The sequence below is a fragment of the Rathayibacter sp. AY1E2 genome, from assembly GCF_002932325.1.
Taxonomy (GTDB): Bacteria; Actinomycetota; Actinomycetes; order Actinomycetales; family Microbacteriaceae; genus Rathayibacter.
This window is the reverse complement of sequence record NZ_PSVO01000004.1, coordinates 62,075-87,281: the sequence shown is the minus strand read 5'-3', so window position 1 is coordinate 87,281 and position 25,207 is coordinate 62,075. Positions and strand designations below refer to the sequence as shown.

Sequence of the window (25,207 nt, the reverse complement as noted above, 5' to 3'; positions counted from 1 at the left end):
GCTGACCGTCGCCGCTCTGCTCGTGATGTCGATGACCGCTTGTGCAACGGAGAAGGAGGCGAGACCGGTGAGCACGATGAGTCCTCGGGAGGGTCGGGATCGGGTGGTGGAGTTCGTGCAGGACTCCGCGGGGCGGCTCGATGTGGAGGGGTGGTGGCCGCGGAGCGGCGCGGCCAGGCCCGATGTGTGCGGCCCCGGCGACCGGGTGAGCGGTGCGAGCTACAGCTACGCCTGGTGGGCCCCGGCGGGCACCGATGTCGAGGGGGATGCGCGGAAGGTCGCGGACTACTGGGAGTCGCTGGGGATGACGGTGAGAGTGACCGATTCGACTCCGCGCCCGACGGTCTACGGGCAGGGCGGACCGGTGCTGCGGGCGAGCTTCGTCACCGGCGCTGTCGAGGAGATGTACATGATCGGGGCGGAGATGCCGTGCGCGCCCGGCGATTTCGAATCACTCCTCCTCGAGGACGAGGCTCAGCGCGCGGCGGGTGCGGTCCTTCCGGGTGATGAAGGGGTCGTCCCGAAGCCGGATCCGTGGGACCTCCCACTCCAGTCCGATCCGTCGGGTTCCGGCTCGGAGGGATGAGCCGCCCCGTCCACCGCGTCCGGATCGGAGATGCCGACGTCGCTTCCGTTGCCGGGGGAGGGGTCGGCCTCAGCGCGGTGCGCCCACCAGCTGCGCGACGTGCACGACGAAGGCGCGGCGGCGGTCGCGCGTCTCCTCCCCGCCCCGGGAGGCGAAGGGGGTGAGGTGCCAGATCTCGCACAGGCCGAGGAGGGCGATGAAGAGGTCGTCGGCCGACCAGCTCGCGTCGACGACGCCGGTGCGCTGCCACTCGAGGACCCGGGCCTCGGGGGCGGGGACCCCGCCGAGCTGCTCGCCGGCCTCCTCCCAGACGCCGGCTCCCTCCAGGCGCGCCCACGTGAGCAGGCGCAGGAACTCCGGGTGCTCCCACACATGGTCGAACATGCGGCCCGCGAGGTCGGGGAGGTCCGCCGCCTCGGCGAGGAGCGTCTCGTCGAGAGCGCCGAGCGCCTCGACGACGGTCGCGACGAACAGGCCGCGCTTGCCGCCGTAGTAGGCGTAGAGCCGCTCCTTGTTCAGACCCGCGGCCGCGGCCACGCGGTCGACCCGGGCGCCCGCGAAGCCGTGGGCGGCGAACTCGACGGAGGCCGCGCGGAGGATCCGCTCGCGTGCGGGCAGCGCCGCATCGGATGTCGGCTCCATGGTTCACCTCCGGGCGCTCGAACGATACACTCTTCTTCGCCCAACCAACTGGTTGGGTTGGTTCGGCCCCGATGACGCGGCTCGGATCCGGACCCGCCGGTCCCGCTCCGCTCCGTGTGAAAGGCCGCCATGCCCTCCCCGTCCGCTCCCTCCTCCGCCCGCCGCTGGTGGGTGCTCGTGATCCTCGCGCTCACGCAGCTCGTCGTCGTGCTCGACGGCACCATCGTCACGATCGCCCTCCCCGCCGCGCAGGCCGACCTCGGCCTCACCGACGTCGAGCGCCAGTGGGTCGTCACCGCCTACGCCCTCGCGTTCGGCGCGCTCCTGCTCCTGGGCGGCCGCATCGCCGACTACACCGGCCGCAAGCGCACCTACCTGATCGGCATGATCGGCTTCGGCGCCGCCTCCGCCTGGGGCGGCCTCGCCACCTCCGGCACGGAGCTGATCGCCGCCCGCGGGCTGCAGGGCGCCTTCGCCGCGCTGCTCGCCCCGGCCGCTCTGGCCCTCCTCACCGTCTCCTTCCCCTCCGGCCGCGAGCGGGGCACGGCCTTCGCCGTCTTCGGAGCGGTCGCCGGAGCGGGCGCCGCCGTCGGCCTCGTGCTGGGCGGGCTGCTCACCGAGTTCGCCGACTGGCGCTGGTGCCTCCTCGTCAACGTCCCCGTCGTCGTGGTCGGCGCGATCGCCGGCCAGCTGCTCGTCACCGAGAGCCGCGCGGAGGGGCGCAACCGCTTCGACGTCGCCGGGACGATCACCGTCGCGCTCGGGCTCGCGAGCGTCGTCTACGGCTTCACCCTCGCCGAGCAGGGCTGGCTCCGCGTCGACACCCTCGGCTTCCTCCTCGTCGGCGTGCTGCTGCTGGCCCTCTTCGTGCGGATCCAGGCCCGCTCCGACCACCCGTCGCTGCCGCTGCGCATCGTCGCCGACCGCGTCCGCGGCGGAGCCTTCCTGGTCCAGGCGATCGTCGGCAGCGTGATGATCGGCTCCACCCTCTACCTGACCCTGCACCTGCAGCTGGTCTTGGGCCTGCCGCCGCTCGAGGCGGGCCTGGCCAACCTGCCGATGACGGTGACGATCATGATCGTCGCGGGAGTCGCCGCCAAGCTGCTGCCGCGCACCGGCCCGCGCGTGCTGATGATCGTCGGCCCGCTGATCGCGGCGGCCGGGCTCCTCTACCTGAGCCGCATCACCCCCGACGGCGGCTACCTCCTCGAGGTGCTGCCCGCGCTGATCCTCCTGGGCATCGGCATGGCGATGGTCTTCGTGCCGCTGCAGAACCTCGCGCTCACCGGAGTCGCGGCCCACGACGCCGGTGCCGCCGGAGCGACCGCGAACGCCGCCATGCAGATCGGCGGCTCGATCGGGCTGTCGATCTTCACGACCCTCTACGCGGGAGTCGCGGGCGAGCAGCAGTCGCCGGTCGCCTTCGTCGACGGCTACTCCGCGGTCTTCGTCGCGGCCGCGATCGGGCTGGTCGTCGCCTCCGTCGTCGCCGTCGCGATGATCCGGGTGAAGAAGGAGGAGTTCCTCGCCCAGGCTCCGAAGGAGGCCGTCGCCCACCTGGGCTGATCCCGGCCTAGGCTCGGAAGCGCCATGCAGCCACTGACCGAGACCGAGATCCGCGAGTCCTTCGTCAACGCCTCCCGCAAGGAGGTCGCCGACCTCGCGCTGCCGAAGGACTTCGACGCGCTGGACTGGTCGGTCATCGACCATCTCGGCTGGCGCGACCGGAGGATGGGCCGCCGCGCCTACGTCGTCGTGCCGCTGGAGGAGCGCCTCGTCGGGGTCCTGCTCACCCAGGCCGACGCCCTGCCGCGCTCGCGGGCGCAGTGCTCGTGGTGCCGCGACGTGCAGCTCCCGAACGACGTCGTCTTCTTCGGGGCGCGGAAGGCCGGAGCGGCCGGGCGGGCGGGGGACTCGCTCGGCACGCTCGTCTGCTCCCGCTTCGAGTGCTCGGTGAACGTGCGGCGGCGCCCATCGGTGGCCTACATCGGCTTCGACCTCGAGGCGGCGCGAGCGCAGCGGATCGCGACTCTGCGGGCGCGCACCGAGGGCTTCGCGCGCGAGGTGCTCGGCGAGGCGTGACCGCGCTCAGCGGCGCGTTGACGCGCGCACGTGCATCCGCTCGCCCTGGCGGCCGAAGAGGCTGAGGAACTCGACCTGCTGCTCGTCGGCGCGGCCGAACCAGTGCGGCACCCGGGTGTCGAACTCGGCGGACTCGCCGGCCGGCAGCACCAGATCGTGCTCGCCGAGCCGCAGGCGGAGCCGCCCGCTCAGCACGTAGAGCCACTCGAAGCCCTCGTGCGCGCGCTGCTCCGCCGGCTCCGTCACCGGCCCGGCCGGGAGCGTGTGCTTGAACGCCTGGAGCGCGCCCGCGTCGCGGCTGAGCGGCTGGATGAGCATGCCGTTCCGGCGCACCGGCCGGCCGTGCACGCGGGGATCCTCCGGCGCGGCGCCGACGAGCTCGTCGAGCGGCGCCCCGAGGGCGCGGGCGATCGGGAGGAGCAGCTCCAGCGTCGCGCGACGGCCTCCGCTCTCGAGGCGCGAGAGGGTGCTCGCCGAGATGCCGGTCTCGGCCCCGAGGGACGCGAGCGTGCGGTCGCGGCGGGTGCGCAGGCGCCGGAGCCGTGGTCCGACGGCGGCGACGATCTCGTCGTCGGACGGGGCGGGCGGGGTCTCGGGCACGACGCCATCCTGGCACGGGCGGTCGCGCCGCATGCCGGAACGGCACGGATCCTCGCGGCCCAGCCCGGGGCGGCGGAGCATCGACCCATGACCTCCACCGACGCCCCCACCGGCCCGTCCGTCCCCGCCCCCGCCGACGTCCTGATCCTCGGCGCCTCCTTCGCCGGCCTCGCCGCCGCCACCGCCCTCGGCCGCAGTCTCCGCGACGTCCTCGTCGTCGACGGCGGACCTCCGCGCAACGCACCCTCGCCCGGTGCCCACAACGTGCTGACCCGCGACGGCGTGCCGCCCACGGAGCTGGTGCGCCTGGCGCGCGCCGAGGCCGAGGGCTACGGAGCCCGGGTGGTCGAGGGCGAGGCGGTCCGCGCCTCCGCGGGTGCCGAGGGCGTGACCGCGACCCTCGCCGACGGCACGGTCCTCCGCGCGCGCCGCCTCCTGCTCGCGACCGGCGTCCGCGACCTGCTGCCGGAGATCCCCGGGCTCGGCGCCCGCTGGGGACGGGACGTCCTGCACTGCCCCTACTGCCACGGCTTCGAGGTGCGCGGCCGGCGGATCGGCGTGCTCGGCAGCTCGTTCGCCGGGCACCAGGCGCAGATGTTCCGACAGCTCAGCGACCGGACGTCGATCCTGCTCCACGGCGCACCCGCGCCCGCCGGCGACGAGGCGGCGGCGCTGGCCGCCCGCGGGATCGCTCTCGTGCCGGGTCGCGTCGAGAAGGTCCTCGTCGAGGACGACCGCCTGGTCGGCGTGGTGATCGACGGTCGACGGCACGAGCTCGACGCGCTCGTCGTCGGCCCGCGGGTCGAGGGGCGGCTCCCCGAGGGGCTCGGCCTCGAGCTCGCCGACCACCCGTCGGGAGTCGCGCGGCACCTCGCCGTCGATCCGATGGGCCGGACCGGCGTCGCCGGGGTCTTCGCCGCGGGCTCGCTGGTCGAGCCGATGGCGCAGGTCGTCGCCTCGTCCGCCGACGGGCTGCGCGTGGGCGCGGCGATCAACCACGACCTGATCGAGGAGGAGATCGCCGCCGCGCTGCGGGCCGCCTGACGCGCGCTCAGCGGCGGCGGTACTCCAGCTCCGGGCGGCCGGGGGAGCCGTAGCGGGGCGCGCGGTCCGCGACTCCGGAGTCGGCGAGATGCTCGAGGTAGCGGCGGGCCGTCACCCGCGAGATGTCGAGGCGGGTGGCGAGCTCGGCCGCCGAGAGGCCGACGGGACCCAGCAGCGCGGTGACGGCCTCGAGGGTCTGGGCCGAGAGCCCCTTGGCCAGACCCGGGGCGTTGGAGGTGCGGAGCGCCGCGAAGGCCCCGTCCACCTCGTGCTGGCTGGCGACGTCGGCGCCGTGCATCCGCTCGCGGTAAGACCGGTAGCTGGCGAGCTTGGCGGCGAACGCGCTGAAGACGAACGGCTTGATCAGGTACTGCACGATGCCGGCGGCGACGGAGGCGCGCACGTTCGCGGCGTCGCGGACGGCGGTGATCGCGATGACGTCGACGTCCAGGCCCGCCGCCCGGACGGCCCGGCAGAGGTCGAGGCCGCCCATGTCCGGCAGGTTCATGTCGAGCAGGATCAGCGCGATGCCCGGGTCCGCGCGCAGCGCCCGGATCGCCTCCGCCCCGCTGCCGGCGACCGCGGCCACCTCGAAGCCGTCGACCCGTCGGACGTAGTCGGCGTGGGCGCTCGCGGTCAGCGGCTCGTCCTCGACGACGAGCACCCGGATCACGACGCCACCCGCGCGGGCAGCGGCAGCTGCACCGTGAACACCGCGCCGACGTGGCGCGAGACCTCGATCGAGCCGCCGAGCCGCTCCACCACCTGCTGCACCAGCGCCAGGCCGATGCCGCGGCCGAAGCCGTCCGACTCCTTCGTCGAGTAGCCGCGCGCGAAGACGTCGGCGGTGCCGGCGACTCCGGGGCCGCTGTCCGAAACCTGCACCACCAGCTCGCCCTCGGCGAGGCCGAGGTAGACCTCCACCCACGGCTCGCGGTCCGGAGCGGAGGAGGCGGTCGCGTCGAGGGCGTTGTCGATCAGATTGCCCAGCACCGTCACGAGGTCCCCGGGCTCCAGCCCCTGCGTGCCGGGCTCGAGGTGCGTCTCGAAGTGCAGCTCGACGCCGCGCTCGCGGGCCTGCGCGGCCTTGCCCAGCAGCAGGGCGGCGATCACCGGCTCCTGCACGGAGCCGAGGACCCGGTCGGCCAGGCGCTGGCTGAGGTTCAGCTCGCCGGCGGCGAACGCGAGCGCCTCGTCGGGCCGGCCGAGCTCGATCAGCGACGCGATGGTGTGCAGGCGGTTCGAGAACTCGTGGGTCTGCGAGCGCAGCGCGTCCGAGAGGGTGCGCAGCGACTCCAGCTCGCCGCTCACCCGCTGCAGCTCGGTGCGGTCCCGGAGCGTGACGACCGTGCCCAGGGGGCGGGCGCCGGGGGAGGCGGCGGGCCGCTCGTTCACCACGAGGATCCGCTCCCGGGCCACGACCAGGCGGTCCGAGACGGGCTCGTCGTCCTGCAGCAGCTCGCGCAGGGCGTCGGGGAGGTCGAGCTCGGCGACCGGCACCGGCGTCCGCACGCCCTCGAGCCCGAGCAGCTCCAGCGCGTGGTCGTTGGCGAGCACCAGCCGGCCGCGGTCGTCGACCAGCAGCAGCCCCTCCCGCACCGAGTGCAGGACGGACTCGTAGTAGGCGAAGACCTGGCTCATCTGCTCCGGGCCCCGCCCGCCCGTGACGCGGCGCAGGTAGCGGGCGAGGAGCCACGAGCCGAGCGCGCCGAGCGCGACCGCCCCGAGCGCGCCCCACGCGACGACCTGCACGCGGGCGGCGAAGGAGGCGTCCACGGCCGAGAGCGTGACGCCCGCCGACACGAGCGCGACGACCGCCCCGTCGGCGTCCTCGATCGGCGCGACGGCGCGGACGGAGGGCCCGAGCGTGCCGGTGTACGTCTCGGTGAAGGTCCGCCCCTCCAGCGCGGGCTCGATCGTGCCCTGGAACGGCAGGCCGATCCGGTCGCGGTCGCGGTGGGTGTACCGGGTGCGGTCGGGGGCCATGATCGTGAGGAAGTCGACGCCGGTGTCCCGCATGACCTCCTCGGCGTACGGCTGCAGGCTCGCGGAGGGATCCGCGCCGGCCGTCGACTCGAGGACGAACGGATTGTCGGCCACCGTCCGCGCCACGACGAGGCTCCGCTGGGCGGCCTCGTCGCCCGCGCGGCTCCGCGCGTCGAGGGCCAGCACCGCGACGGCCGCCGCGGCGATCAGCAGGATGCTCAGCAGCTGCACGGCGAACAGGCGCGCGGCGATGCTGCCGCGCGGTCCGCGTGCGCTCGGCGTCCTGACCATGCCACTCCCTCGTGAGCGAGCGCTCGGGGCGCCCCGCCGTGAACAGTATGAACGCAACCGTGCCGGGCTCCCGAGGCGGGGCCACCATCGTCCTACCCCCTCACCTCGACGAAGAGAAGGACACCCCCATGGCGAAGACGCCTCAGACGCCGTCCGACCGGCTGATCCCCGCGGTCACCCCTCCGAAGACGCGGCGGCGCATCGACCGGAACCACTGGCTCTACATCGCCGTCATCATCGCCGTGGTCGCCGGCGTCGTGGTCGGACTCGTCGCTCCCGCCTTCGCGGCGACGCTCGAGCCCGTCGGCAAGGCCTTCGTCGGACTGATCAAGATGATGATCGCGCCGATCATCTTCTGCACCATCGTCATCGGCATCGGCTCCATCGCGAAGGCCGCCACGGTCGGCAAGGTCGGCGGACTCGCGCTGGGCTACTTCATCGTGATGTCGACCTTCGCCCTGGCGATCGGCCTCGTCGTCGGCAACATCCTGCACCCGGGCGAGGGCCTCGACATCTCGAGCGCCACCTACGACACCAGCGACCTCAAGGCCGAGAGCACCAGCGACTTCGTCCTCGGGATCATCCCCGTCTCGCTGTTCTCCTCGCTCGTGGACGGCAGCATCCTGCAGACCCTCTTCGTCGCGCTGCTCGTCGGCTTCGCGCTGCAGAAGATGGGCGCCAAGGGCCAGCCGATCCTCGGAGCGATCAAGCAGCTCCAGGTCCTGGTCTTCCGCATCCTCTCGATGGTGCTCTGGGTCGCCCCGATCGGCGCGTTCGGCGCCATCGCCGCGGTCGTCGGCAAGACCGGCTGGGGAGCGGTCGTCGCTCTCGCCACCCTGATGATCGGCTTCTACATCACCTGCGCGATCTTCGTGGTCGTCGTCCTCGGCCTGCTGCTGCGCCTGGTGACCGGCGTCAGCATCTTCTCGCTGATGAAGTACCTGGCCCGCGAGTACCTGCTGATCGTCGGCACCTCCTCCTCGGAGGCGGCGCTGCCCCGCCTGATCGCGAAGATGGAGCACCTCGGCGTCTCCAAGCCCGTCGTCGGCATCACCGTGCCCACCGGCTACTCCTTCAACCTCGACGGCACGGCGATCTACCTCACGATGGCGTCGCTGTTCATCGCCTCGGCCACCGGAGCGCCGATGTCGATCCCGGAGCAGATCGGCCTCCTCCTCTTCATGATGATCGCCTCGAAGGGCGCCGCGGGCGTCACCGGAGCGGGCCTGGCCACGCTGGCCGGCGGCCTCCAGTCCTTCCGCCCCGACCTGGTCAACGGCGTCGGCGTGATCGTCGGCATCGACCGCTTCATGTCCGAGGCCCGCGCGGTCACCAACTTCACCGGCAACGCGGTCGCCACCCTTCTCGTGGGCACCTGGACCAAGCAGATCGACATGGTGCAGGTCCGCGAGGTCCTCGGCGGGCGCTCGCCCTTCGACGAGACCACGCTCGGAGCGGACGAGCACGAGGCCCCCGCGTCGGGCACCTCGATCACCGAGGGGATCGCCTCGATCCAGGACTCCGATGAGGCGTCGCGGATGCGTGCGGAGATCGCGGCCAAGCGCTAGCCGATCCGATCGCGAAGGCCCCGCCTCCCGGAACCGGTCCGGGAGGCGGGGCCTCCGTCGTGCGCGGGTCAGTGCCTCCGCACCCCGAGCAGAGGCAGGGTCACCGAGCAGAGCGGCCCGATCAGCACCGCGAAGAGGAGGGTGCCGAGGCCGGCGTCGCCGCCGAGGGCCCAGCCGATGAGCAGCACCGTGAGCTCGACGCCCGAGCGCGCCACCCAGATCGGCAGGCCCGTGCGGGTGTGCAGGCCCAGCATCAGACCGTCGCGGGGCCCCGGACCGAGGTGGGCGCCGATGTAGATCCCGCTCGCGACCGCCAGAAGCACGAGGCCTCCGGCGAAGAGCAGGCCACGGGCCCACCACTCCTCCGGCGTCGCCAGCACGCGCAGCCCGACGTCGATCATCGTGCCGACCACGAGCACGTTCAGCACGGTGCCGAGACCGGGCCGCTGTCGGAGGGGGATCCACAGCAGCAGGACGAGCAGGCCGATCACGTTCGTGAGCAGTCCGATCCCGAGCCCGGTCTGGTGCGCGACCCCCTGGGCGAAGACGGTCCACGGGTCCACGCCGATCGCCGCGCGGATCATCATCGCGTCGGCGAATCCGTAGAGGATCAGGCCCACCAGCAGGCGCGGCACGGGTCGGAGGCGCCACTGGCCCGCTGGGGGAGCGGCGGCGGCAACGGGAGCGGTGAGGGTCATGGACTCATCACAGCGCGACATTGGCCTTCTTCGCGCGGTCCAATCCGGCTACCTTGGACGCATGGCTGATGTCCACTTCGGCGCGCGCGCCCTGCAGACCCTCCTCGGCGACTGGCGCGAGCAGCGCGGCACCCGGCCCGCCTACCTCGCTCTGGCCGACCGGATCCGCCTCCTCGGGATCGACGGCCGCATCCCCGCGGGCAGCCGCCTGCCCGCCGAGCGCGAGCTCTCGGCCCGCCTCGGCGTCAGCCGCACGACCGTGGCCGCCGCGTACCGCGAGCTGCGCGACAGCGGCTACCTCGTCAGCGTGCGCGGCTCCGGCAGCGTCACCCGCCTGCCGGGAGCGGCCGTGCACGCGGTGCCCTCGCTCGCGCCGGACTTCCTCGACTTCACCAAGGCGGCCCTGCCCGCCGTCCCCGAGCTGGCCGAGGCGTACACCCGCGCGGCGCAGGCGGCCCCCGAGCACTTCGACTCCGGCTCCTACGACACCGTCGGCCTGCCGGTGCTGCGCCGCGCGATCGCCGAGCGCTACACCGCGCGGGGTCTGCGCACCGAGCCCGGCCAGATCATGGTGACCATCGGCGCGCAGCACGCGATCGCGCTCGTCGCCCGCACCCTGCTCGCGCGGGGTGACCGGGCGCTGATCGAGGCCCCGACCTACCCGCACGCCTACGAGGCCCTCCGGCTGGCCGGCGCGCGGCTCGTGCCGGTGAACGTCGACGGGGCGGACGGCTGGGACGGAGAGGGCCTGATCGCCGCGCTGCGCGGCACGAGCCCGAGCCTGGCCTACCTGATGCCCGACTTCCACAACCCGACCGGCCGCTCCATGGCCCCCGAGCTGCGGGAGCGGGCGATCGCCGCCGCGGCCCGGCAGGGGACCCTGATCATCGCCGACGAGACGACGGCCGAGCTCGACATCGACCGGCGGATGTCGCCGCTGCCGTTCGCCGCCTACGGGCCCGAGGGGACGGTGCTCTCGATCGGCTCCGTCGGCAAGACGCTGTGGGGCGGCATCCGGATCGGCTGGATCCGCGCCGAGCGGGCGGTGATCCGCAAGCTGGCGCTGGCGCGCTCGGCGAGCGACCTCGGCACGCCGATCCTGGAGCAGCTCCTGGTCGCGGACATGCTCGGCCGGATGGACGGCGTGCTGGAGCTGCGGCGCTCGCAGCTGCGCGCGGGCCGCGACCACCTCGAGGCGGCCCTGGCGCGCGCGATCCCGGAGTGGAGCGTGCCGCGGGTCTCGGGCGGTCTCTCCACCTGGGTGGGCCTGGGCCGGCCGGCGAGCTCGCAGCTGGCGCTCGCCGCCCGGACGGCGGGACTGCTGATCACCGCGGGCCCGCGCTTCGGGATCGACGGCGCCTTCGAGCGCTTCCTCCGCATCCCGATCGGCTACTCGCCCGAGGCGACCGACCGGGCCGTGGAGGCGCTCGCGACGGCGTGGGCGCAGGTCGCCCGGCACCCGGCGGCCGACCCGGGGTACCTCGCCGACGTGGTCTGAGGTGGAGTGCCCGCCGGGCGTGTGAGATCGTTCTCTCATGAGCGACGGGTACGGCTACCTGCTGGTCCACTTCGTGGAGGACCGGACCGGCCACAGCGAGAAGATCTTCCTCTCGCTCAGCCGGGGCGACGATCCGCTGCGCTGGCGCGCGCTCGGGCCGGTGCTGGAGTGGACCGGCGGCACGGGCGGCGTCCGCGACCCCCACATCGTCCGCGGTCCGCGGGGCTTCCACCTCGTCGCCACCGACCTCCGCGTCTGGCGGCCCGAGGGCCCGGACTGGGACCTCTACCGGCACCGGGGGAGCCGCGACCTCGTGGTCTGGGACTCCCCGGACCTCCTCGAGTGGTCCGAGCCGCGCGCGGTCGCCGTCGCTCCCGCGGGCGCGGGCATGGCCTGGGCGCCGGAGTCGGTCTACGACCCGGTCTCGGGCGACTTCCTCGTGCACTGGTCCTCCGGCCTGGCCGAGGACGGCGACCCCGCCACCGGCGAGACGGGCGACAGCCGCATCCTGATGTCCCGCACGCGCGACTTCCTCACGTTCACCGAGTTCGAGACCTACCTGCGGCTGCCCGGCGGAGTGATCGACATGACGCTGCTGATCGAGGGCACGGCCGTCCACCGCTTCGCCAAGCAGCACGACGAGGCCCCCGACACGATGCAGGTGTTCCAGCAGGTCGGCTCCTCCCTCTTCGCGGACGACTTCGCCACCGTCGCGCGGGGGATCGGGCAGGAGCTCGGCCCGAGCATCGAGGGGCCGCTGGTCTTCCGGCACCACCGCGAGGAGCGCTGGTCGCTCTGGGTCGACCAGTACGCCCTCCGCCCCTACGGCTACCGCGCCTACACGAGCACCGACCCGGCCTCGGGCCGCTGGGAGCTCGCGGAGGAGTTCGACCTGCCCGAGGACACCAAGCACGGAGCGGTCCTCCCGCTCACCCGATCCGAGTACACGGCGCTCGACGAGCGCCACCCCGCCTGAGAGGCCCCGCATGACCGACTTCAGCCCCCGTCTCGCCGACGCCCTCGTCACCGTCATCGGTGCCGACGGCGCTCCGCTCGCCCACGCCGACGTGACGGTCGAGCAGCGCCGCCACGCCTTCGCCTTCGGCTGCACCCCTCCGAGCACCGACCCCGCGCGCGCCGAGGAGCGCCGGCTCTGGCTCGACCTGTTCGACACGGCGACGCTCCCCGTCTACTGGGGCCGCTTCGAGCCGGAGCGCGGCCGCACCGCGACGGAGGAGGTGCTCGCCGAGGCGCGCGCGCTCGCCGCGGACGGCGTCCGGCTGAAGGGGCACCCGCTGGTCTGGCACTACGTGAAGCCGGAGTGGCTCGACGCGCTGCCGCTGGACGAGGCCGAGCAGCTCCTCCGCGCGCGCATCCGCCGGGAGGTGGGCGCCTTCGCCGGGCTGATCGACACCTGGGACGCGATCAACGAGGTCGTCATCATGCCGCGCTTCGCGAACGAGCCGGACGGCGTGACGAACGCCGTCACCCGCCTCGCCCGCGAGAAGGGACGCGTCGGCATGGTCGAGCTGGCCTTCTCGGAGGCGCGCAGCCTCGGCACCGGACCGGTGCTCGTGCTGAACGACTTCGACCTCGGGCCCGAGTACGAGCGGCTGATCGAGGACGTGCTCGAGGCCGGGATCCGGCCCGACGCGATCGGCCTGCAGTCGCACATGCACCAGGGGTTCCGCGGGGAGGAGCAGATCACGGCGATCTGCGACAGGTTCGCGCGCTTCGGCCTGCCGCTGCACTGGACCGAGACCACCCTCGTCTCAGGCGAGCTGATGCCCGCCGAGATCGAGGACCTCAACGACCACGTGGTCGAGGACTGGCCGACCACCCCGGAGGGGGAGGCGCGGCAGGCGGACGAGATGGTGCGGCACTACGAGACGCTGGTCGCGCATCCGGCGGTCGAGGCGATCACCTACTGGGGCTTCGACGACGCCGGCGCCTGGCTCGGAGCGCCGGGCGGGTTCCTCCGCCGCGACGGGAGCCCGAAGCCGGCCTACGAGGCGCTGCGCTCGCGGATCCGCGGGGACTGGTGGCTCGAGCCGACGGTGCTCCGGACGGACGCCGATGGGCGCGTCGGCGTGCGGGCCTTCGCCGGGGACTTCGCGCTCTCGAGCGCGGGGGCGGGCGCTGCAGTGAGCCTCCCCGTCGGGTCGTCGACGGCGGAGGTCCGCCTGGGCTGAGGGCGTCCGGGGCCGGCCGGTGGCGCCGGTCGCCCCGTCGCGCGCCCCGGAACGCCGCGTCCCTCCCAACACTCAGTCGGCTGATGGAAGACTCGGAGGGTGCATCTCCTCGCGGTCCTCAGCATGAAGAACCGGGCGCTCATCGCGCTCGTCACCGTCGTCATCGCCGTCTTCGGCGGAGTCGCCCTGACCGGGCTCAAGCAGGAGCTCGCGCCGTCGATCTCCTTCCCGCAGCTCGCCGTCGTCACGTCCTACCCGGGCGCCGCTCCGGAGGTGGTCAACGACGACGTCTCGACGCCGATCGAGACCGCCATCCAGGGGGTGCCGGGGCTCGAGACGACCAGCGCGACGTCCTCCACGGACTCCTCCCTCATCTCGGCGTCCTTCACCTACGGCACCGACCTCGCCACCGCCGAGCAGAAGATCCTGCAGGCGATCAACCGGATCAAGAGCACGCTCCCGGACGGCGTCGACCCGCAGGTGGTCACCGGCTCCCTCGACGACCTGCCGGTGCTGCAGCTCGCCGTGTCGAGCGACGGCGACGCGGACGCGCTGGCCGAGCGCCTGCGCACCACGGTCATCCCGGACCTGGAGAAGGTCGAGGGCGTGCGCGAGGCGGCGCTCGTCGGCGAGACCGCTCAACGCGTCACGATCACCCCGGACGACGCGGCGCTCGCCGCGGCCGGCCTCTCGACCGGCGACATCCGCTCGGCCCTGCAGCAGAACGGCGTGCTCGTCGCGGGCGGACAGATCACCCAGGACGGCTCGACCTTCTCGGTGCAGTCGGGCGTCAAGCTCGACTCGACCGACGCGATCGCGGCGCTGCCGCTGCTGCCGTCCGCAGGTGCCTCCGCGGGTGCGGGCGGCGCCGGTGCGTCAGCGGGCGCGGGTGCCTCCGCGGGCTCCGGCGCTTCAGCCGGCGGCTCCGACGCCGGAGCGGCGGCGGGAGGCGCAGCCGCGACCGCGGAGCCGACCGTCACCACCCTCGGCTCCGTCGCGACGGTCGCCGTCACCGACGCCCCCGTCACCTCGATCTCGCGCGTCAACGGCCAGCCCGCCCTGACCCTCTCGATCACCAAGCTCCCGGCCGCGAACACCGTCGACGTGTCGACCGGCGTGGCCGCGCTGCTCCCGGACCTCGAGGAGTCGATCGGCGACAACGCCGCCTTCACCCCGGTCTTCGACCAGGCGCCCTACATCCAGGAGTCGATCGCGTCGCTCGCGCAGGAGGGGGCGCTCGGCCTCGTCTTCGCCGTGCTGGTGATCCTGCTGTTCCTGCTCTCGGTGCGCTCGACCCTGGTCACGGCCATCTCGATCCCGACGTCGGTGCTGATCACGTTCATCGGCCTGCAGACGGCCGGCTACACCCTCAACATCCTGACCCTCGGCGCGCTCACCATCGCGATCGGGCGTGTGGTCGACGACTCCATCGTCGTGATCGAGAACATCAAGCGGCACCTCGACGCGGGCGAGGACCGGGCCCGGACCATCGCGGTCGCCGTCCGCGAGGTCGCCGGCGCGATCACCGCCTCCACGATCACCACGGTCGCGGTGTTCCTGCCGATCTCGTTCGTCGGCGGCACCACGGGCGAGCTGTTCCGGCCCTTCGCGCTGACCGTGTCGATCGCCCTGCTCGCCTCCCTCGTGGTGGCGCTGACGATCGTGCCGGTGCTCGCCTACTGGTTCCTCCGCCCCTCGAAGCGGCCGGCGGTGCGCCAGGCCGCGCAGGCGGCGCTCGCGGAGGAGCGCGCGGCGGCCGGAGGGGCACCCGCCTCGGGCGTCCCGGCCGACACCGCCGCGCCGGTCGAGGAGGCCCCGCACCACGGCGCCCACGCCGCTCCCCGCCGGGCGCGCGGGCTGCAGTCGGTCTACGGCCCGATCATCCACTGGACGCTGAAGCACTCGGTCGTCACCGTCCTCCTGGCGCTGCTCGTGCTCGTCGGGACCGGTGCGCTGTACCCGCTGATGAAGACGAACTTCCTCGGCTCCAGCGGGCAGGACACCTTCACCGTCACCCAGACGGTCTCCGTCGGCCAGAGCCTCGACGCGCAGGACGCGACGGCGCAGCAGGCGAGCACGGCGATCCTCGGCGTCGACGGCGTCGAGACCGTCCAGCTCACCGTCGGCTCCTCCGGCGGCCTGCAGAGCGCGTTCGGCGGGGGAGGCGGCGGCGGTACCTCGATCCGCTACTCCGTCACCACCGACGAGTCGGCCGACCAGGAGGCCGTGCAGGCGGACGTCCGCGACGCGCTGTCGGGCGTCGCCTCGGCCGAGGACATCAGCGTCGCCGCCTCCTCCGGCTTCGGCGCCTCCTCGGACATCGAGGTCGACCTCTCGACCGCCTCGCAGAGCGACCTCCAGAGCGCGAGCGACCAGCTCCTCGAAGCCCTGCGCGGGACCGACGGGATCAGCCAGGCCGAGAGCAACCTCTCCTCCTCGCTGCCCTACATCGCGGTGCGGGTCGACCGCGACGCCGCGGCCCGGGCGGGTCTCAGCGAGGTCGCCGTGGGCACGATCGTCAGCCAGGCGCTCCAGCCCAGCCAGGTCGGCAGCGTCGTGATCGACGACCGCACCCTCTCGATCTACCTGGCCGACGGGCAGCCGCCGGCCACCGTGGACGAGCTGCGGAACCTCGAGGTGCCGACCCTCACCGGCACCGTCGCGCTCTCCACCCTCGCGGCGGTCGAGCAGACGGACGGTCCGGCGAGCATCACCACCGAGCGTGGCCAGCGCACCGCGACCATCACCGTCACCCCGGAGGGCGACGACCTCGCCTCGGCCAACGTCGCCGTGCAGAATGCGATCGACGCGACGGCGCTTCCGGCCGGTGTCGACGCCTCCCTCGGCGGAGTGACCGCCGACCAGGCCGACGCGTTCTCGCAGCTGGGCATCGCACTGCTCGTCGCGATCCTGATCGTCTACGTCGTGATGGTGGCGACGTTCCGCTCGCTCCTGCAGCCGCTGCTCCTGCTCGTGTCGGTGCCGTTCGCGGCGACCGGCGCGATCCTCCTGCAGGTGATCACCGGCGTGCCGCTGGGCGTGCCGTCCCTGATCGGCGTGCTGATGCTGATCGGCATCGTCGTCACGAACGCGATCGTGCTCGTGGACCTGGTGAACCAGTACCGCGACCGCGGGATGCCGGTTCGGGAGGCGCTGCTGCACGGCACCGAGCGGCGGCTCCGGCCCATCCTGATGACCGCCCTCGCGACGATCTTCGCCCTGCTGCCGATGGCGCTGGGGATCACGGGCCACGGCGGCTTCATCTCGCAGCCGCTGGCGATCGTCGTGATCGGCGGCCTGGTGTCCTCGACGGTGCTGACCCTCGTGGTCCTGCCCGTCGTCTACAACCTGGTCGAGGGGTATCGTGAGCGGCGGCGTGCCGCCCGCGCCGGGAAGGCGTCGGCATGACGGACATCAGGGATGCGGCCGAGACGGTCGGCTCGCGCTGGCGCAGCGGCCCAGAGCGCGCCACCGCGGTCCTCGACGAGATCGGTCCGGAGCGCTTCGTCGCCCGCGACTTCCGCCCGGGCACGCTCCGGCACCTCGTCCTGATCCGCTTCCGCCCGACGGCGCTGGTCGCCGAGGCGGACGAGGTCACCCGCCGCTTCCTCGCTCTGGCCGACGAGTGCGTCCGCGACGGACGGCCCTACATCGAGTCGATCGAGACCGGGCCGCAGCTGAGCATCGAGGGCGCGGGCGAGGGGTTCGACCGCGCGTTCCTGCTGACCTTCTCCTCCGAGGGCGACCTGCACTACTACCTGGGCCGGCCGGCCGTCGAGGACCCCGCGCACTGGGATCCGGCGCACGACGCGTTCAAGGAGTTCGTCGGGCCGTTCGTCGACACGGCCGGCATCGTCGCGTTCGACTTCCGACCCGAAGCGCACTGATGGCGACTCCCGAGTTCGTGCTGCGGCTGCGCGACCGGATCGGGACCGAGCTGCTCTGGCTCACCGGCGTGACCGCGGTGATCCTCCGCGAGGAGCCGGCGCTCGAGGTCCTGCTCGTCCGGCGCGCCGACACCGGCGCCTGGACGGCCGTCACCGGGATCATCGACCCGGGCGAGACCGTCGCCGGCACCGCCCGCCGCGAGGCGCAGGAGGAGGCGGGCGTCGAGATCGAGGTCGAGCGCCTCGTGCAGGTGCACACCCTGCCGCCGATGCAGTACCCCAACGGGGACCGCTCGCAGTACCTCGACCACGTGGTGCGCTGCCGCTGGATCTCGGGGGAGGCCCACGTCGCGGACGACGAGTCGACCGAGGTCGGCTGGTTCGCGCCCGACGCGCTGCCGCCGATGTCGGACGAGCACCGCGCCCGGATCGAGCGGGCGCTGTCGGACGAGCCGGGCTGCTCGATCGACTGACGGCGGGGGTGCGCGCCGGACGAGGGCGGGGCCGCCTCCCGGGAGCGGCTCGGATCGGAGCGGGCGTCCTGCCGTGTCGGCCTTCGACCGGACGGGCCCTCGGGCCGGGCTCCTCGGACCAGGCTCGCCTCGGAGCGGGCGCTGCTCAGACCGGACGCGCGAAGCAGAGCACCGCGTCGTCGCCGACGTGGGCTCCGAAGCCGTCGATCGCCGTGAAGCCGAGCGCCTCGGCCGCTGCGGCGAGCTCCGGGGCGGCGGCCAGGCGCAGCGTGCGGATCCGCTGCACCCGCGCCCACGACTCCGCCGCCGCGACGAGCCGTCGGGCGACTCCCGTGCGCCGGTGGACGGAGGCGACCACGAGCTCCAGCACCTCGGCGAAGTCGTCCGGGCCGGGAGCGAGCACCAGCACGCCGGACGCCGCCCCGTCGATCCGGGCGATCAGGACGCGGGCGTGCGGGGGCGGGACCGCGGCGAGGAGGCCCTCCGCTGCGGCTGCGTCCTCGAGGCGGACGACGACTCCGCTCACGAGCCCAGGTGGGCGCGGAGGAACTCGACGACTCGAGCACGCAGAGCGTCGTCGAGCAGCGCGATCGAGTGCAGCGAGCCGGGGAGGACGAGGAGGTCGACGCTCGAGCCCGCTCCGCGCAGCGCCTCGGCGAAGCGGGTCGACTGGCTGAGCGCGACCCGTTCGTGCGCCGCGTGCGCGATGAGGAACGGCGGCTCGGAGCCGTCCACCTGCGCGAGGGGCGAGGCGGCGGTCGCAGCGGGGCAGGAGGCGAGGTCCGCGCAGTCGAGGTAGCTGCGCACGGCGGCCGCGACTCCGACCACCGGGTCGTCGTCGGCGAGGCCGGCGGCGCTGAGATCGGAGGGGCCGCTCAGGTCGACCACGGCGGCCAGGCGCGACGAGGTCGCAGGCAGTGTGCCGAGCAGAGAGGCGAGGGTGCCGCCGGCCGAGCCGCCGAAGGCCGCCACCTGCTCCGGATCGATGCCGAAGCGCGCGGTCTGCTCCGGCTCGAGCAGCCAGTCGAGGGCGGCCGTCACGTCGTCGAGCTGCGCGGGGAACACGGCGGCGGGCGCGAGGCGGTAGTCGACCGAGACGGCGACGAATCCCTCCGATCCGAGCCACTGGCAGATCGGGCGCCAGTTCGCGTCGGCCTTGCCTCCACGGGCCCAGCTGCCGCCGTGCACGACGAGGACGGCGGGCCGCGGCTCCGCCGACGGGGCAGGGGAGGAGCAGACGTCGACGCTCTGCCCGGTGCTCGCGTCGTAGACGACGCCGGCCGTCACGCTCACGCCGGACCAGTCGGGTGCGGGTGCCGCTCCGAGCGCCTGCGCCACCGGCTCCGAGACGGGAGTGGTGCTCGCGCAGCCCGAGAGGAGCAGTGCGAGGGCGGCCAGGACCGCGGCGACGCGTCGCGGGGATCGGGTGGGCTCGCGCATGAGTGCGATCAGCGTACGGGGTGCCCGGCGCCCCGGATGCGGCACCCCCGCGATCAGGGGGTGCCGGGCTCGCGCTGCAGCCGGACCAGGACGACCCCCGCGAGGATCAGCGCGCCGCCGCCGAACTGGATCGGCGCGGGCAGCTCGCCGAGGATCAGCCACGCGGCCGCGATCGAGAACAGCACCTCCGTCAGGCCGACGAAGGAGGCGATCCGCGTGCCGAGACGGCGTCCGCCCTCGATCCCGAGCAGATACGCCAGCACCGTCGACATGCCGAGGATCACGCCCGCGGGGAGGAGCCAGCTGACCTCCGCTCCGACGAACACCACCTCTCCGAAGGTCGCGCGCAGCGGTGTGACGCCGAGCGCCCCGAGTGCCAGCAGGATCGCGGCGCCGACCGTCATCGCCCCCGCAGTGAGCGCGATCGGCGGCAGCTCCGGATCCACTCGGCCGGCGATGACGTAGTAGACGCACAGGCCGAGCGAGGCGGTCAGCGCCCAGGCGATGCCGACCAGCTCGGGGGTCGACTCGCCGGACAGGTCGAGCACGAGCACCAGGCCGCCGAGCGCGAGCGCGGAGCCGGCGAGGGTGAAGCGGCCGGGGTGCCGGCGCGTGCGCGCCCAGGCGAAGAGGACGAGGAACACCGGCGCGAGGTACTCGATCAGCAGGGCGACGCCGACCGACATGTGCTCGATCGCGCTGTAGAAGCAGAGCTGCGCGGCGATCACGGCGAAGACTCCGTAGAGGGCGATCGTGCCGAGGTTGCGGCGGAGCACGGGCCAGCGGCCGCGGAGGGACAGGATCGCCGGGATCGCGAGGATCAGGGCCGCGCCGCCCGCGCGCCAGAGGACCGCGGACGCCGGCGTCCAGCCCGCCTCGAGGAGCGGCTTCACGAACGGCCCGCCCAGACCGAACGCCGCCGACGCGGCCAGCGCCGCGACGAGGCCGGAGCCGAGGCGCCGTGCCGGCGCGCTCGCGGCGGGGAGGGTGACGGCAGCAGTGCTCTCGGCGGTCATGGCCGGCTCCTTCAGGAGTCAAAAGGATTACACTCGTGACAGCGAGCTGATCGCACACTACTGAGCCGCACTGTCAGGAGTCAACATGGTGTTCGCCTATGACGTCGAGGCGTCGCTCACCTCCACCGCCACCCTCGTCAACACGCTCCCCGAGCTGTCGCCGTCCGGCGAGGACGAGATGGCGACGATCGAGCAGCTGGACGACTTCCTCCTCGAGAACCGGTACACGGGCAGCCGCGACGGATCGGCCGAGGAGCTGGAGGCCGTGCGGGCGATCCGCTCCTCCCTCCGCACCCTCTGGCTCACGCGGGCCGAGGAGGACCTCGTCCCCGTCGTCAACGGGATGCTCGACTCCGGCCGCGCGCTCCCGCAGCTGGTCCGGCACGGACCCTACGGCTGGCACCTCCACGCGACGCGCGACGAGAGCCCGCTCGCCACGCGCATCCTGGTCGAGGCCGCCATGGCGTTCGTCGACGTGATCCGCGGCGACGAGCGCGAGCGGATCCGCGTCTGCGCGGCGGAGGACTGCGAGGCGGTGCTCGTGGACTTCTCCCGCAACCGCTCGAAGCGCTACTGCGACACGGGCAACTGCGGCAATCGCGCGAACGTGGCCGCGTACCGGGCTCGGCGGGCGTCGCAGTAGCGGACGGGCGGTCGTTGCGCGCGGGCGCGCGTCGATCGTGCTGCGGCTCGGGGCCGGGGGGCTGTATGCGGGGCGACTCCGCGGGGGACCGGTTGCGGAGGTGCGCGACTCCCGGGCTTCGCGGCTCCCGGGCTTCGCGGCTCCCGGCTTTCGCGGCCCCCGACCTGAGCGGCTCCTGGCCGCACGTCTCCCCGCCCTAGCCAGGCTCCGGGGCCGCGTGTAGACTCGCTCGGTCGGCTCTTGACACCGTGCGTTCTCGTGCGGATGGGTTTGTTAGTCAAGTGGGCCGAGTCTCCGACAGTCGTCGTGAGACGAATCACATGTGTGAATCGGCCCCGGTCAATGACTCGCCCGGGTTCTCCCCCTGCTGCCCCGCAGCAGTCCAGCGCACGGACGCCCCTCACGACGGGGCTCCTCCGGCGTCGCCTCCTCGCGCACGACCTGAACCCAGGAAGAACTGCCATGCCCAAGAACAAGAAGCCCGCCGGCGGACGTCCGGCCAAGAACTTCGAGCCCAACCGCTTCGGCGCCTCGAGCGGCAAGTCCCAGCTCGGCGGCCGCTCGCGCTTCCCCGGCGCCAAGCCGGGCTCGCGCAGCGAGGGCCACCGCGGATTCCGCGCCGTCGACGAGAACGCCCCCAAGAAGGCGCGCTGGAACGCCGACGAGCGCGCCGAGCGGGCCACCGAGCGCGCCGATCGGCCCGCCCGCGGGAACGACCGCGACGAGCGGCCCTCTCGCGGCTACGACCGCGACGCGCGTCCGGCCCGCTCGAACGACCGCGACGAGCGTCCGGCCCGCGGGTACGACCGCGACGCACGCCCGGCCCGCCCGAACGACCGCGACGAGCGTCCGGCGCGTTCCTTCGATCGCAGTGACCGTCCGGCCCGTTCCTTCGACCGCGATGCGCGTCCGGCCCGCTCGAACGACCGCGACGATCGTCCGGCGCGTTCCTACGGGCGCGATGAGCGTCCGGCGCGTTCCTTCGACCGGAGCGACCGTCCGGCCCGTTCCTTCGACCGCGATGCGCGTCCGGCCCGCTCGAACGACCGCGACGATCGTCCGGCGCGTTCCTACGGGCGCGACGACCGTCCTGCGCGTTCCTTCGACCGGAGCGACCGCCCGGCCCGTTCCTTCGACCGCGATGCGCGTCCGGCCCGCTCGAACGACCGCGACGATCGTCCGGCCCGCTCCTACGGACGCGACGACCGTCCGGCCCGCACCGGCGACCGCGACGAGCGCCCCTCGCGCGGCTACGACCGCACCGAGCGTCCCGCCCGCTCGTTCGACCGCAGCGACCGTCCGGCTCGCTTCTTCGACCGGGACGCGCGTCCCTCGCGCGGCCACGACCGCGGCGACCGCCCGACCCGCTCGTTCGACCGCGACTCCCGGCCCTCGCGCCGCGACTCCGGCTCGGACTTCTACCCCAGCCGCGACGCCCGTGCGCCGCACCAGGCCGACGATGTCGTGCTCGAGCGCCTCGAGGCGACGGCCACGCTCGCCGTCGACGTCGAGGGCGTCACCTTCGGCGACCTCGGCCTGGGCGGGAACATCGTCCGGATGCTGACCGAGCTCGGAGCGGCCGCGCCGTTCCCGATCCAGGCCGCGACCATCCCCGAGGTGCTCGCCGGCAAGGACGTCCTCGGACGCGGCAAGACCGGCTCCGGCAAGACCATCGCCTTCGGCGCCCCCGTCGTCGAGCGGCTGATGGAGAACAACGGAGCGAAGGGCCGCAAGCCGGGCCGCGCTCCGCGGGCGCTCATCCTCGCGCCGACCCGCGAGCTCGCCATGCAGATCGACCGGACGATCCAGCCGATCGCCCGCTCCGTCGGCCTGTTCACGACGACCATCTACGGCGGCGTCCCCCAGTACAAGCAGGTCGGAGCCCTCCAGCGCGGAGTCGACATCGTCATCGCGACGCCGGGCCGCCTCGAGGACCTCGTCGAGCAGGGCCGCCTCGACCTCTCGAACATCACCATCACGGTGCTCGACGAGGCCGACCACATGTGCGACCTCGGCTTCCTCGAGCCCGTGCAGCGCATCCTCCGCCAGACCGCCGACGGCGGCCAGCGGCTGCTGTTCTCGGCCACGCTCGACAAGGGCGTCGCGACGCTCGTGGACGAGTTCCTGGTCGAGCCGAGCGTCCACGAGGTCGCCGGCGAGGACCAGGCGTCCTCGACCATCGACCACCGCGTGCTCCTGATCGAGCACCGCGACAAGGCCGAGATCATCGAGCAGCTCGCCGCCCGCCAGGGCAAGACGCTGATCTTCGCCCGGACCCGCGCGTTCGCGGAGCAGCTCGCGGAGCAGCTCGACCACGCGGACATCCCGGCGACGAGCCTCCACGGCGACCTCAACCAGTCGCGCCGCACCCGCAACCTCGCGCTGCTCACCAGTGGACGCGTCGACGTGCTGGTCGCGACCGATGTGGCCGCGCGCGGCATCCACGTCGACGACATCGACCTGGTGATCCAGGCCGACGCTCCCGACGAGTACAAGACGTACCTCCACCGCTCCGGCCGCACCGGCCGCGCGGGCAAGACGGGCACGGTCGTGACGCTCATCACGCGCAACCGCCGCCGCCGCATGGAGGAGCTGCTCGACCGTGCCGAGATCGAGGCCGAGATGATCGAGGCCCGCCCCGGCGACCGCGTCCTGCGCGAGATCAGCGCCCCGGCCGAGTAGCCGCCGACCGCACGACGACGAGGCGCGGACCCCTGCATCGGGGTCCGCGCCTCGTGTCGTTCGTGGTGGGTTCTGTGGTGCGGCGTGACGGCGAATGCCGGATCGTGGTGACCCTCCGACTCCGCACTGCGCAGGGCTCCGCGCTGTGCGGCTTCCCGTGGGGCGGCGCTGCGTTGCGCGACTCTGTGCTGGACGACTCTGTGCTGGACGACTCTGCAGTGTCCGGCTTCGCGGAGGGCTTCTGCACGCACGAACGCCGAAGGGCGGACACCGCGAGGTGCCCGCCCTTCGGCGTGCTCACCGGCCGGAGCCGGTGAGGGGAATTAGCTGGCCGGGGGGGTCAGCACGGTGTCGATGAGGTAGACGGTCGCGTTGGCGGTCTGGACGCCACCGCAGATGACGGACGCGTCGTTGACCTTCAGGTCGTCGCCGGAACCGGTGACGGTGAGGTTGCCACCCTGGACGGTGGCGTGGTCGCCGGCGATCGCGTCAGGGGCGATCTGGCCGGGGACGACGTGGTAGGTCAGGATCGAGGACAGCGTGGCGGCGCCCTCGGGGGTCTTGAGGGAGTCGACGGTCGCGGCGTCGAGCTTGGCGAACGCGTCGTCGACCGGGGCGAAGACGGTGAACTCGCCGCTGTTCAGCGTGTCGACGAGGTTGACGTCGGGGTTGAGGCCACCGGAGACCGCAGCGGTCAGGGTGGTGAGCAGCGGGTTGTTCGACGCGGCGGTCGCGACGGGGTCGAGCGACATGCCCTCGACCGAGCCGGCGCCGTCCGGGACCTGCTCGGCGTACGCGGCACAGCCGGGACCGACGAGGTTCGCGGCCGGGTCCATGGTCGCCATGGGGGTCGAGGAGGCGGAAGCCGACGAGGTGGCCATCGGGGTCGACATCTCGGTCGCCGCGTCGCTGGCGGCGGTGGTCGAGCCGCTTCCGCTCGAGCAGGCGGTGAGGCCGAGGGCGGCGGTGCCCAGCAGGGCGAATGCGGCGAGGGCGGAACGCTTGGTGGATCGCATGGGATTACTCCTTCGTGAGACGGCCCCCACGTGATGCGGAGGACCTGTTCTGTGTGGACCGTGTCGCGGCCGTTGACATGTGTTCGGAGCCCTCCCTGCGGGGGTTTGGGTTTCTTTCGGTGATCTAGGTAACGGCTTCGTAACGGCAGGGAACCGGGACGGCGGGGAGCTGCTTCGCCGCGTCGATTACCCTGGAGACGTCGCGCGCACGCGTCGACACGACGACGAGAGGACGGGCGAGTGCAGACCCGAGGTGCACGAGTGGCTCGCGGCGTCGCCGCCGCTCTCGCCGCGACCGCCACGGCCGCCGCCTCCCACACGGTCGCGGGCGCCGAGACCCCCACTCCTGCCGTGCTCGCCCTCGCCGCGGCGTTCGCCGTCGTCGTCTGCGTCCTCCTCTCGGGGCGCCGTCCGTCCCTTCCCCGGCTGACGCTCTCCGTGCTCCTCAGCCAGATCGCGTACCACGGCCTCTTCCTCATCACGGGCAGCGGTGGGGAGGTGAGCGTGGTCGGGACGACGGGCACCGGCGCGCACTTCCACGACGGGTCGACCATCGAGCTGATCGCCGGCGGAGGCGGACACGCGGCTCACGCTCCGGTGATGCTCCTCGCCCACCTCGCTGCGGCTGCCTTCACGATCGCGGCGTTCCGGTACGGCGAGCGCCTCTTCTGGACGCTGGGAGCAGGCCTCCACCGCGTCGTCGTACGGATCGTCGCCCGCGCGTCCGCGGTCGCGCTCCCGTCGGCACCCGGCGTCTCGATGACGGGCACCCCCGAGCCGCGGGCGCCCCGATCCCTCGACGCGGTCCTCTCGATCCTCCGGCACCGCGGGCCGCCGCTGCGGGTCCTCCGCGCCGCCTGACG

23 protein-coding genes are annotated in these 25,207 nt (G+C 73.4%); 14 read left to right on the top strand and 9 right to left on the bottom strand.

What is annotated here, in order from left to right:
• The first annotated feature begins 22 nt into the window (after window positions 1-22).
• Window positions 23-586: a hypothetical protein gene (locus C5C49_RS05140; protein WP_146084852.1), complete on the top strand. Its 564-nt coding sequence runs from the start codon at window positions 23-25 to the stop codon at window positions 584-586.
• Window positions 587-655: 69 nt separating this feature from the next.
• Here C5C49_RS05140 and C5C49_RS05135 read toward each other — a convergent pair whose 3' ends face one another.
• Window positions 656-1,228, bottom strand: coding sequence for a TetR family transcriptional regulator (locus C5C49_RS05135; protein ID WP_104222850.1), 573 nt, complete (start codon window positions 1,226-1,228; stop codon window positions 656-658).
• Between the two features lie 129 nt (window positions 1,229-1,357).
• On the opposite strand from C5C49_RS05135, the gene C5C49_RS05130 reads away from it, so the two are divergent.
• The gene (locus C5C49_RS05130) at window positions 1,358-2,794 is read left to right on the top strand and encodes an MFS transporter (protein WP_104325523.1); all 1,437 of its coding nucleotides are present in this window, start codon (window positions 1,358-1,360) and stop codon (window positions 2,792-2,794) included.
• 24 nt (window positions 2,795-2,818) lie between these two features.
• Entirely contained in the window at window positions 2,819-3,310 is a 492-nt protein-coding gene (locus C5C49_RS05125; protein ID WP_104222848.1) for an FBP domain-containing protein, read from the top strand.
• A gap of 6 nt (window positions 3,311-3,316) precedes the next feature.
• Here the strand turns inward: C5C49_RS05125 and C5C49_RS05120 are convergent, their stop codons facing one another.
• Window positions 3,317-3,910 (bottom strand): helix-turn-helix domain-containing protein, encoded by a 594-nt coding sequence (locus tag C5C49_RS05120; RefSeq protein ID WP_258068387.1) that lies wholly within the window; start codon window positions 3,908-3,910, stop codon window positions 3,317-3,319.
• 87 nt (window positions 3,911-3,997) lie between these two features.
• Here C5C49_RS05120 and C5C49_RS05115 point away from each other — a divergent pair, with 87 nt between their 5' ends.
• On the top strand, window positions 3,998-4,954 hold the full coding sequence (locus C5C49_RS05115; protein WP_104297646.1) for an NAD(P)/FAD-dependent oxidoreductase: 957 nt from the start codon (window positions 3,998-4,000) through the stop codon (window positions 4,952-4,954).
• A gap of 7 nt (window positions 4,955-4,961) precedes the next feature.
• Here C5C49_RS05115 and C5C49_RS05110 read toward each other — a convergent pair whose 3' ends face one another.
• Complete coding sequence (locus C5C49_RS05110; protein ID WP_104223809.1) at window positions 4,962-5,627, bottom strand: response regulator; 666 nt, start codon at window positions 5,625-5,627, stop codon at window positions 4,962-4,964.
• Window positions 5,624-7,231, bottom strand: a complete 1,608-nt coding sequence (locus C5C49_RS05105; protein WP_104345602.1) for a sensor histidine kinase — start codon at window positions 7,229-7,231, stop codon at window positions 5,624-5,626. Before C5C49_RS05105 ends, C5C49_RS05110 begins: the two co-directional genes overlap by 4 nt.
• Window positions 7,232-7,359: 128 nt before the next feature.
• Here C5C49_RS05105 and C5C49_RS05100 point away from each other — a divergent pair, with 128 nt between their 5' ends.
• Window positions 7,360-8,799 (top strand): cation:dicarboxylate symporter family transporter, encoded by a 1,440-nt coding sequence (locus tag C5C49_RS05100; RefSeq protein ID WP_104223811.1) that lies wholly within the window; start codon window positions 7,360-7,362, stop codon window positions 8,797-8,799.
• Between the two features lie 68 nt (window positions 8,800-8,867).
• On the opposite strand, the gene C5C49_RS05095 is transcribed toward C5C49_RS05100, so the two are convergent.
• A complete protein-coding gene (locus C5C49_RS05095; RefSeq protein WP_374953113.1) occupies window positions 8,868-9,497 on the bottom strand; it encodes a YitT family protein in 630 nt (209 codons plus the stop codon).
• Window positions 9,498-9,558: 61 nt separating this feature from the next.
• Here C5C49_RS05095 and C5C49_RS05090 point away from each other — a divergent pair, with 61 nt between their 5' ends.
• The 6 genes from C5C49_RS05090 (at window position 9,559) to C5C49_RS05065 (ending at window position 17,547) form a co-directional block, all read left to right on the top strand.
• Window positions 9,559-10,995, top strand: coding sequence for a PLP-dependent aminotransferase family protein (locus C5C49_RS05090; protein WP_104237649.1), 1,437 nt, complete (start codon window positions 9,559-9,561; stop codon window positions 10,993-10,995).
• Between the two features lie 37 nt (window positions 10,996-11,032).
• Window positions 11,033-11,971: a glycoside hydrolase family 43 protein gene (locus C5C49_RS05085; protein ID WP_104345601.1), complete on the top strand. Its 939-nt coding sequence runs from the start codon at window positions 11,033-11,035 to the stop codon at window positions 11,969-11,971.
• Window positions 11,972-11,981: 10 nt separating this feature from the next.
• Entirely contained in the window at window positions 11,982-13,187 is a 1,206-nt protein-coding gene (locus tag C5C49_RS05080) for an endo-1,4-beta-xylanase (RefSeq protein ID WP_104345600.1), read from the top strand.
• Between the two features lie 99 nt (window positions 13,188-13,286).
• Complete coding sequence (locus tag C5C49_RS05075) at window positions 13,287-16,595, top strand: efflux RND transporter permease subunit (RefSeq protein WP_104345599.1); 3,309 nt, start codon at window positions 13,287-13,289, stop codon at window positions 16,593-16,595.
• The gene (locus tag C5C49_RS05070; RefSeq protein WP_104223816.1) at window positions 16,592-17,074 is read left to right on the top strand and encodes a Dabb family protein; all 483 of its coding nucleotides are present in this window, start codon (window positions 16,592-16,594) and stop codon (window positions 17,072-17,074) included. Before C5C49_RS05075 ends, C5C49_RS05070 begins: the two co-directional genes overlap by 4 nt.
• Complete coding sequence (locus C5C49_RS05065; protein WP_104233119.1) at window positions 17,074-17,547, top strand: NUDIX domain-containing protein; 474 nt, start codon at window positions 17,074-17,076, stop codon at window positions 17,545-17,547. Before C5C49_RS05070 ends, C5C49_RS05065 begins: the two co-directional genes overlap by 1 nt.
• Window positions 17,548-17,692: 145 nt before the next feature.
• On the opposite strand, the gene C5C49_RS05060 is transcribed toward C5C49_RS05065, so the two are convergent.
• From C5C49_RS05060 to C5C49_RS05050, 3 genes are read right to left on the bottom strand one after another with little or no spacing between them, the layout of a single operon-like run.
• Window positions 17,693-18,073 (bottom strand): GNAT family N-acetyltransferase, encoded by a 381-nt coding sequence (locus C5C49_RS05060; RefSeq protein ID WP_104345598.1) that lies wholly within the window; start codon window positions 18,071-18,073, stop codon window positions 17,693-17,695.
• Complete coding sequence (locus C5C49_RS05055) at window positions 18,070-18,987, bottom strand: alpha/beta hydrolase (RefSeq protein WP_104345597.1); 918 nt, start codon at window positions 18,985-18,987, stop codon at window positions 18,070-18,072. The genes C5C49_RS05060 and C5C49_RS05055 overlap by 4 nt, the downstream gene beginning before the upstream one ends.
• Window positions 18,988-19,040: 53 nt before the next feature.
• Window positions 19,041-20,003: a DMT family transporter gene (locus C5C49_RS05050; RefSeq protein ID WP_104345596.1), complete on the bottom strand. Its 963-nt coding sequence runs from the start codon at window positions 20,001-20,003 to the stop codon at window positions 19,041-19,043.
• An 85-nt stretch (window positions 20,004-20,088) separates the two neighbouring features.
• On the opposite strand from C5C49_RS05050, the gene C5C49_RS05045 reads away from it, so the two are divergent.
• On the top strand, window positions 20,089-20,646 hold the full coding sequence (locus C5C49_RS05045; RefSeq protein ID WP_104226176.1) for a CGNR zinc finger domain-containing protein: 558 nt from the start codon (window positions 20,089-20,091) through the stop codon (window positions 20,644-20,646).
• 462 nt (window positions 20,647-21,108) lie between these two features.
• Complete coding sequence (locus C5C49_RS05040) at window positions 21,109-23,328, top strand: DEAD/DEAH box helicase (protein WP_104345595.1); 2,220 nt, start codon at window positions 21,109-21,111, stop codon at window positions 23,326-23,328.
• 323 nt (window positions 23,329-23,651) lie between these two features.
• On the opposite strand, the gene C5C49_RS05030 is transcribed toward C5C49_RS05040, so the two are convergent.
• A complete protein-coding gene (locus tag C5C49_RS05030; protein WP_104223824.1) occupies window positions 23,652-24,344 on the bottom strand; it encodes a fasciclin domain-containing protein in 693 nt (230 codons plus the stop codon).
• Between the two features lie 261 nt (window positions 24,345-24,605).
• Here C5C49_RS05030 and C5C49_RS05025 point away from each other — a divergent pair, with 261 nt between their 5' ends.
• Window positions 24,606-25,205 (top strand): hypothetical protein, encoded by a 600-nt coding sequence (locus tag C5C49_RS05025; protein WP_104287867.1) that lies wholly within the window; start codon window positions 24,606-24,608, stop codon window positions 25,203-25,205.
• Window positions 25,206-25,207: the final 2 nt, after the last annotated feature.

Coding starts and splice junctions, on each gene's coding strand:
- C5C49_RS05045 (WP_104226176.1), top strand. CDS start 20,089: ATGGTGTTCGCCTATGACGTCGAGGCGTCGCTCACCTCCACCGCCACC.
- C5C49_RS05095 (WP_374953113.1), bottom strand. CDS start 9,497: ATGACCCTCACCGCTCCCGTTGCCGCCGCCGCTCCCCCAGCGGGCCAG.
- C5C49_RS05055 (WP_104345597.1), bottom strand. CDS start 18,987: ATGCGCGAGCCCACCCGATCCCCGCGACGCGTCGCCGCGGTCCTGGCC.
- C5C49_RS05030 (WP_104223824.1), bottom strand. CDS start 24,344: ATGCGATCCACCAAGCGTTCCGCCCTCGCCGCATTCGCCCTGCTGGGC.
- C5C49_RS05105 (WP_104345602.1), bottom strand. CDS start 7,231: ATGGTCAGGACGCCGAGCGCACGCGGACCGCGCGGCAGCATCGCCGCG.
- C5C49_RS05125 (WP_104222848.1), top strand. CDS start 2,819: ATGCAGCCACTGACCGAGACCGAGATCCGCGAGTCCTTCGTCAACGCC.
- C5C49_RS05130 (WP_104325523.1), top strand. CDS start 1,358: ATGCCCTCCCCGTCCGCTCCCTCCTCCGCCCGCCGCTGGTGGGTGCTC.
- C5C49_RS05135 (WP_104222850.1), bottom strand. CDS start 1,228: ATGGAGCCGACATCCGATGCGGCGCTGCCCGCACGCGAGCGGATCCTC.
- C5C49_RS05085 (WP_104345601.1), top strand. CDS start 11,033: ATGAGCGACGGGTACGGCTACCTGCTGGTCCACTTCGTGGAGGACCGG.
- C5C49_RS05100 (WP_104223811.1), top strand. CDS start 7,360: ATGGCGAAGACGCCTCAGACGCCGTCCGACCGGCTGATCCCCGCGGTC.
- C5C49_RS05065 (WP_104233119.1), top strand. CDS start 17,074: ATGGCGACTCCCGAGTTCGTGCTGCGGCTGCGCGACCGGATCGGGACC.
- C5C49_RS05080 (WP_104345600.1), top strand. CDS start 11,982: ATGACCGACTTCAGCCCCCGTCTCGCCGACGCCCTCGTCACCGTCATC.
- C5C49_RS05050 (WP_104345596.1), bottom strand. CDS start 20,003: ATGACCGCCGAGAGCACTGCTGCCGTCACCCTCCCCGCCGCGAGCGCG.
- C5C49_RS05090 (WP_104237649.1), top strand. CDS start 9,559: ATGGCTGATGTCCACTTCGGCGCGCGCGCCCTGCAGACCCTCCTCGGC.
- C5C49_RS05115 (WP_104297646.1), top strand. CDS start 3,998: ATGACCTCCACCGACGCCCCCACCGGCCCGTCCGTCCCCGCCCCCGCC.
- C5C49_RS05040 (WP_104345595.1), top strand. CDS start 21,109: ATGCCCAAGAACAAGAAGCCCGCCGGCGGACGTCCGGCCAAGAACTTC.
- C5C49_RS05070 (WP_104223816.1), top strand. CDS start 16,592: ATGACGGACATCAGGGATGCGGCCGAGACGGTCGGCTCGCGCTGGCGC.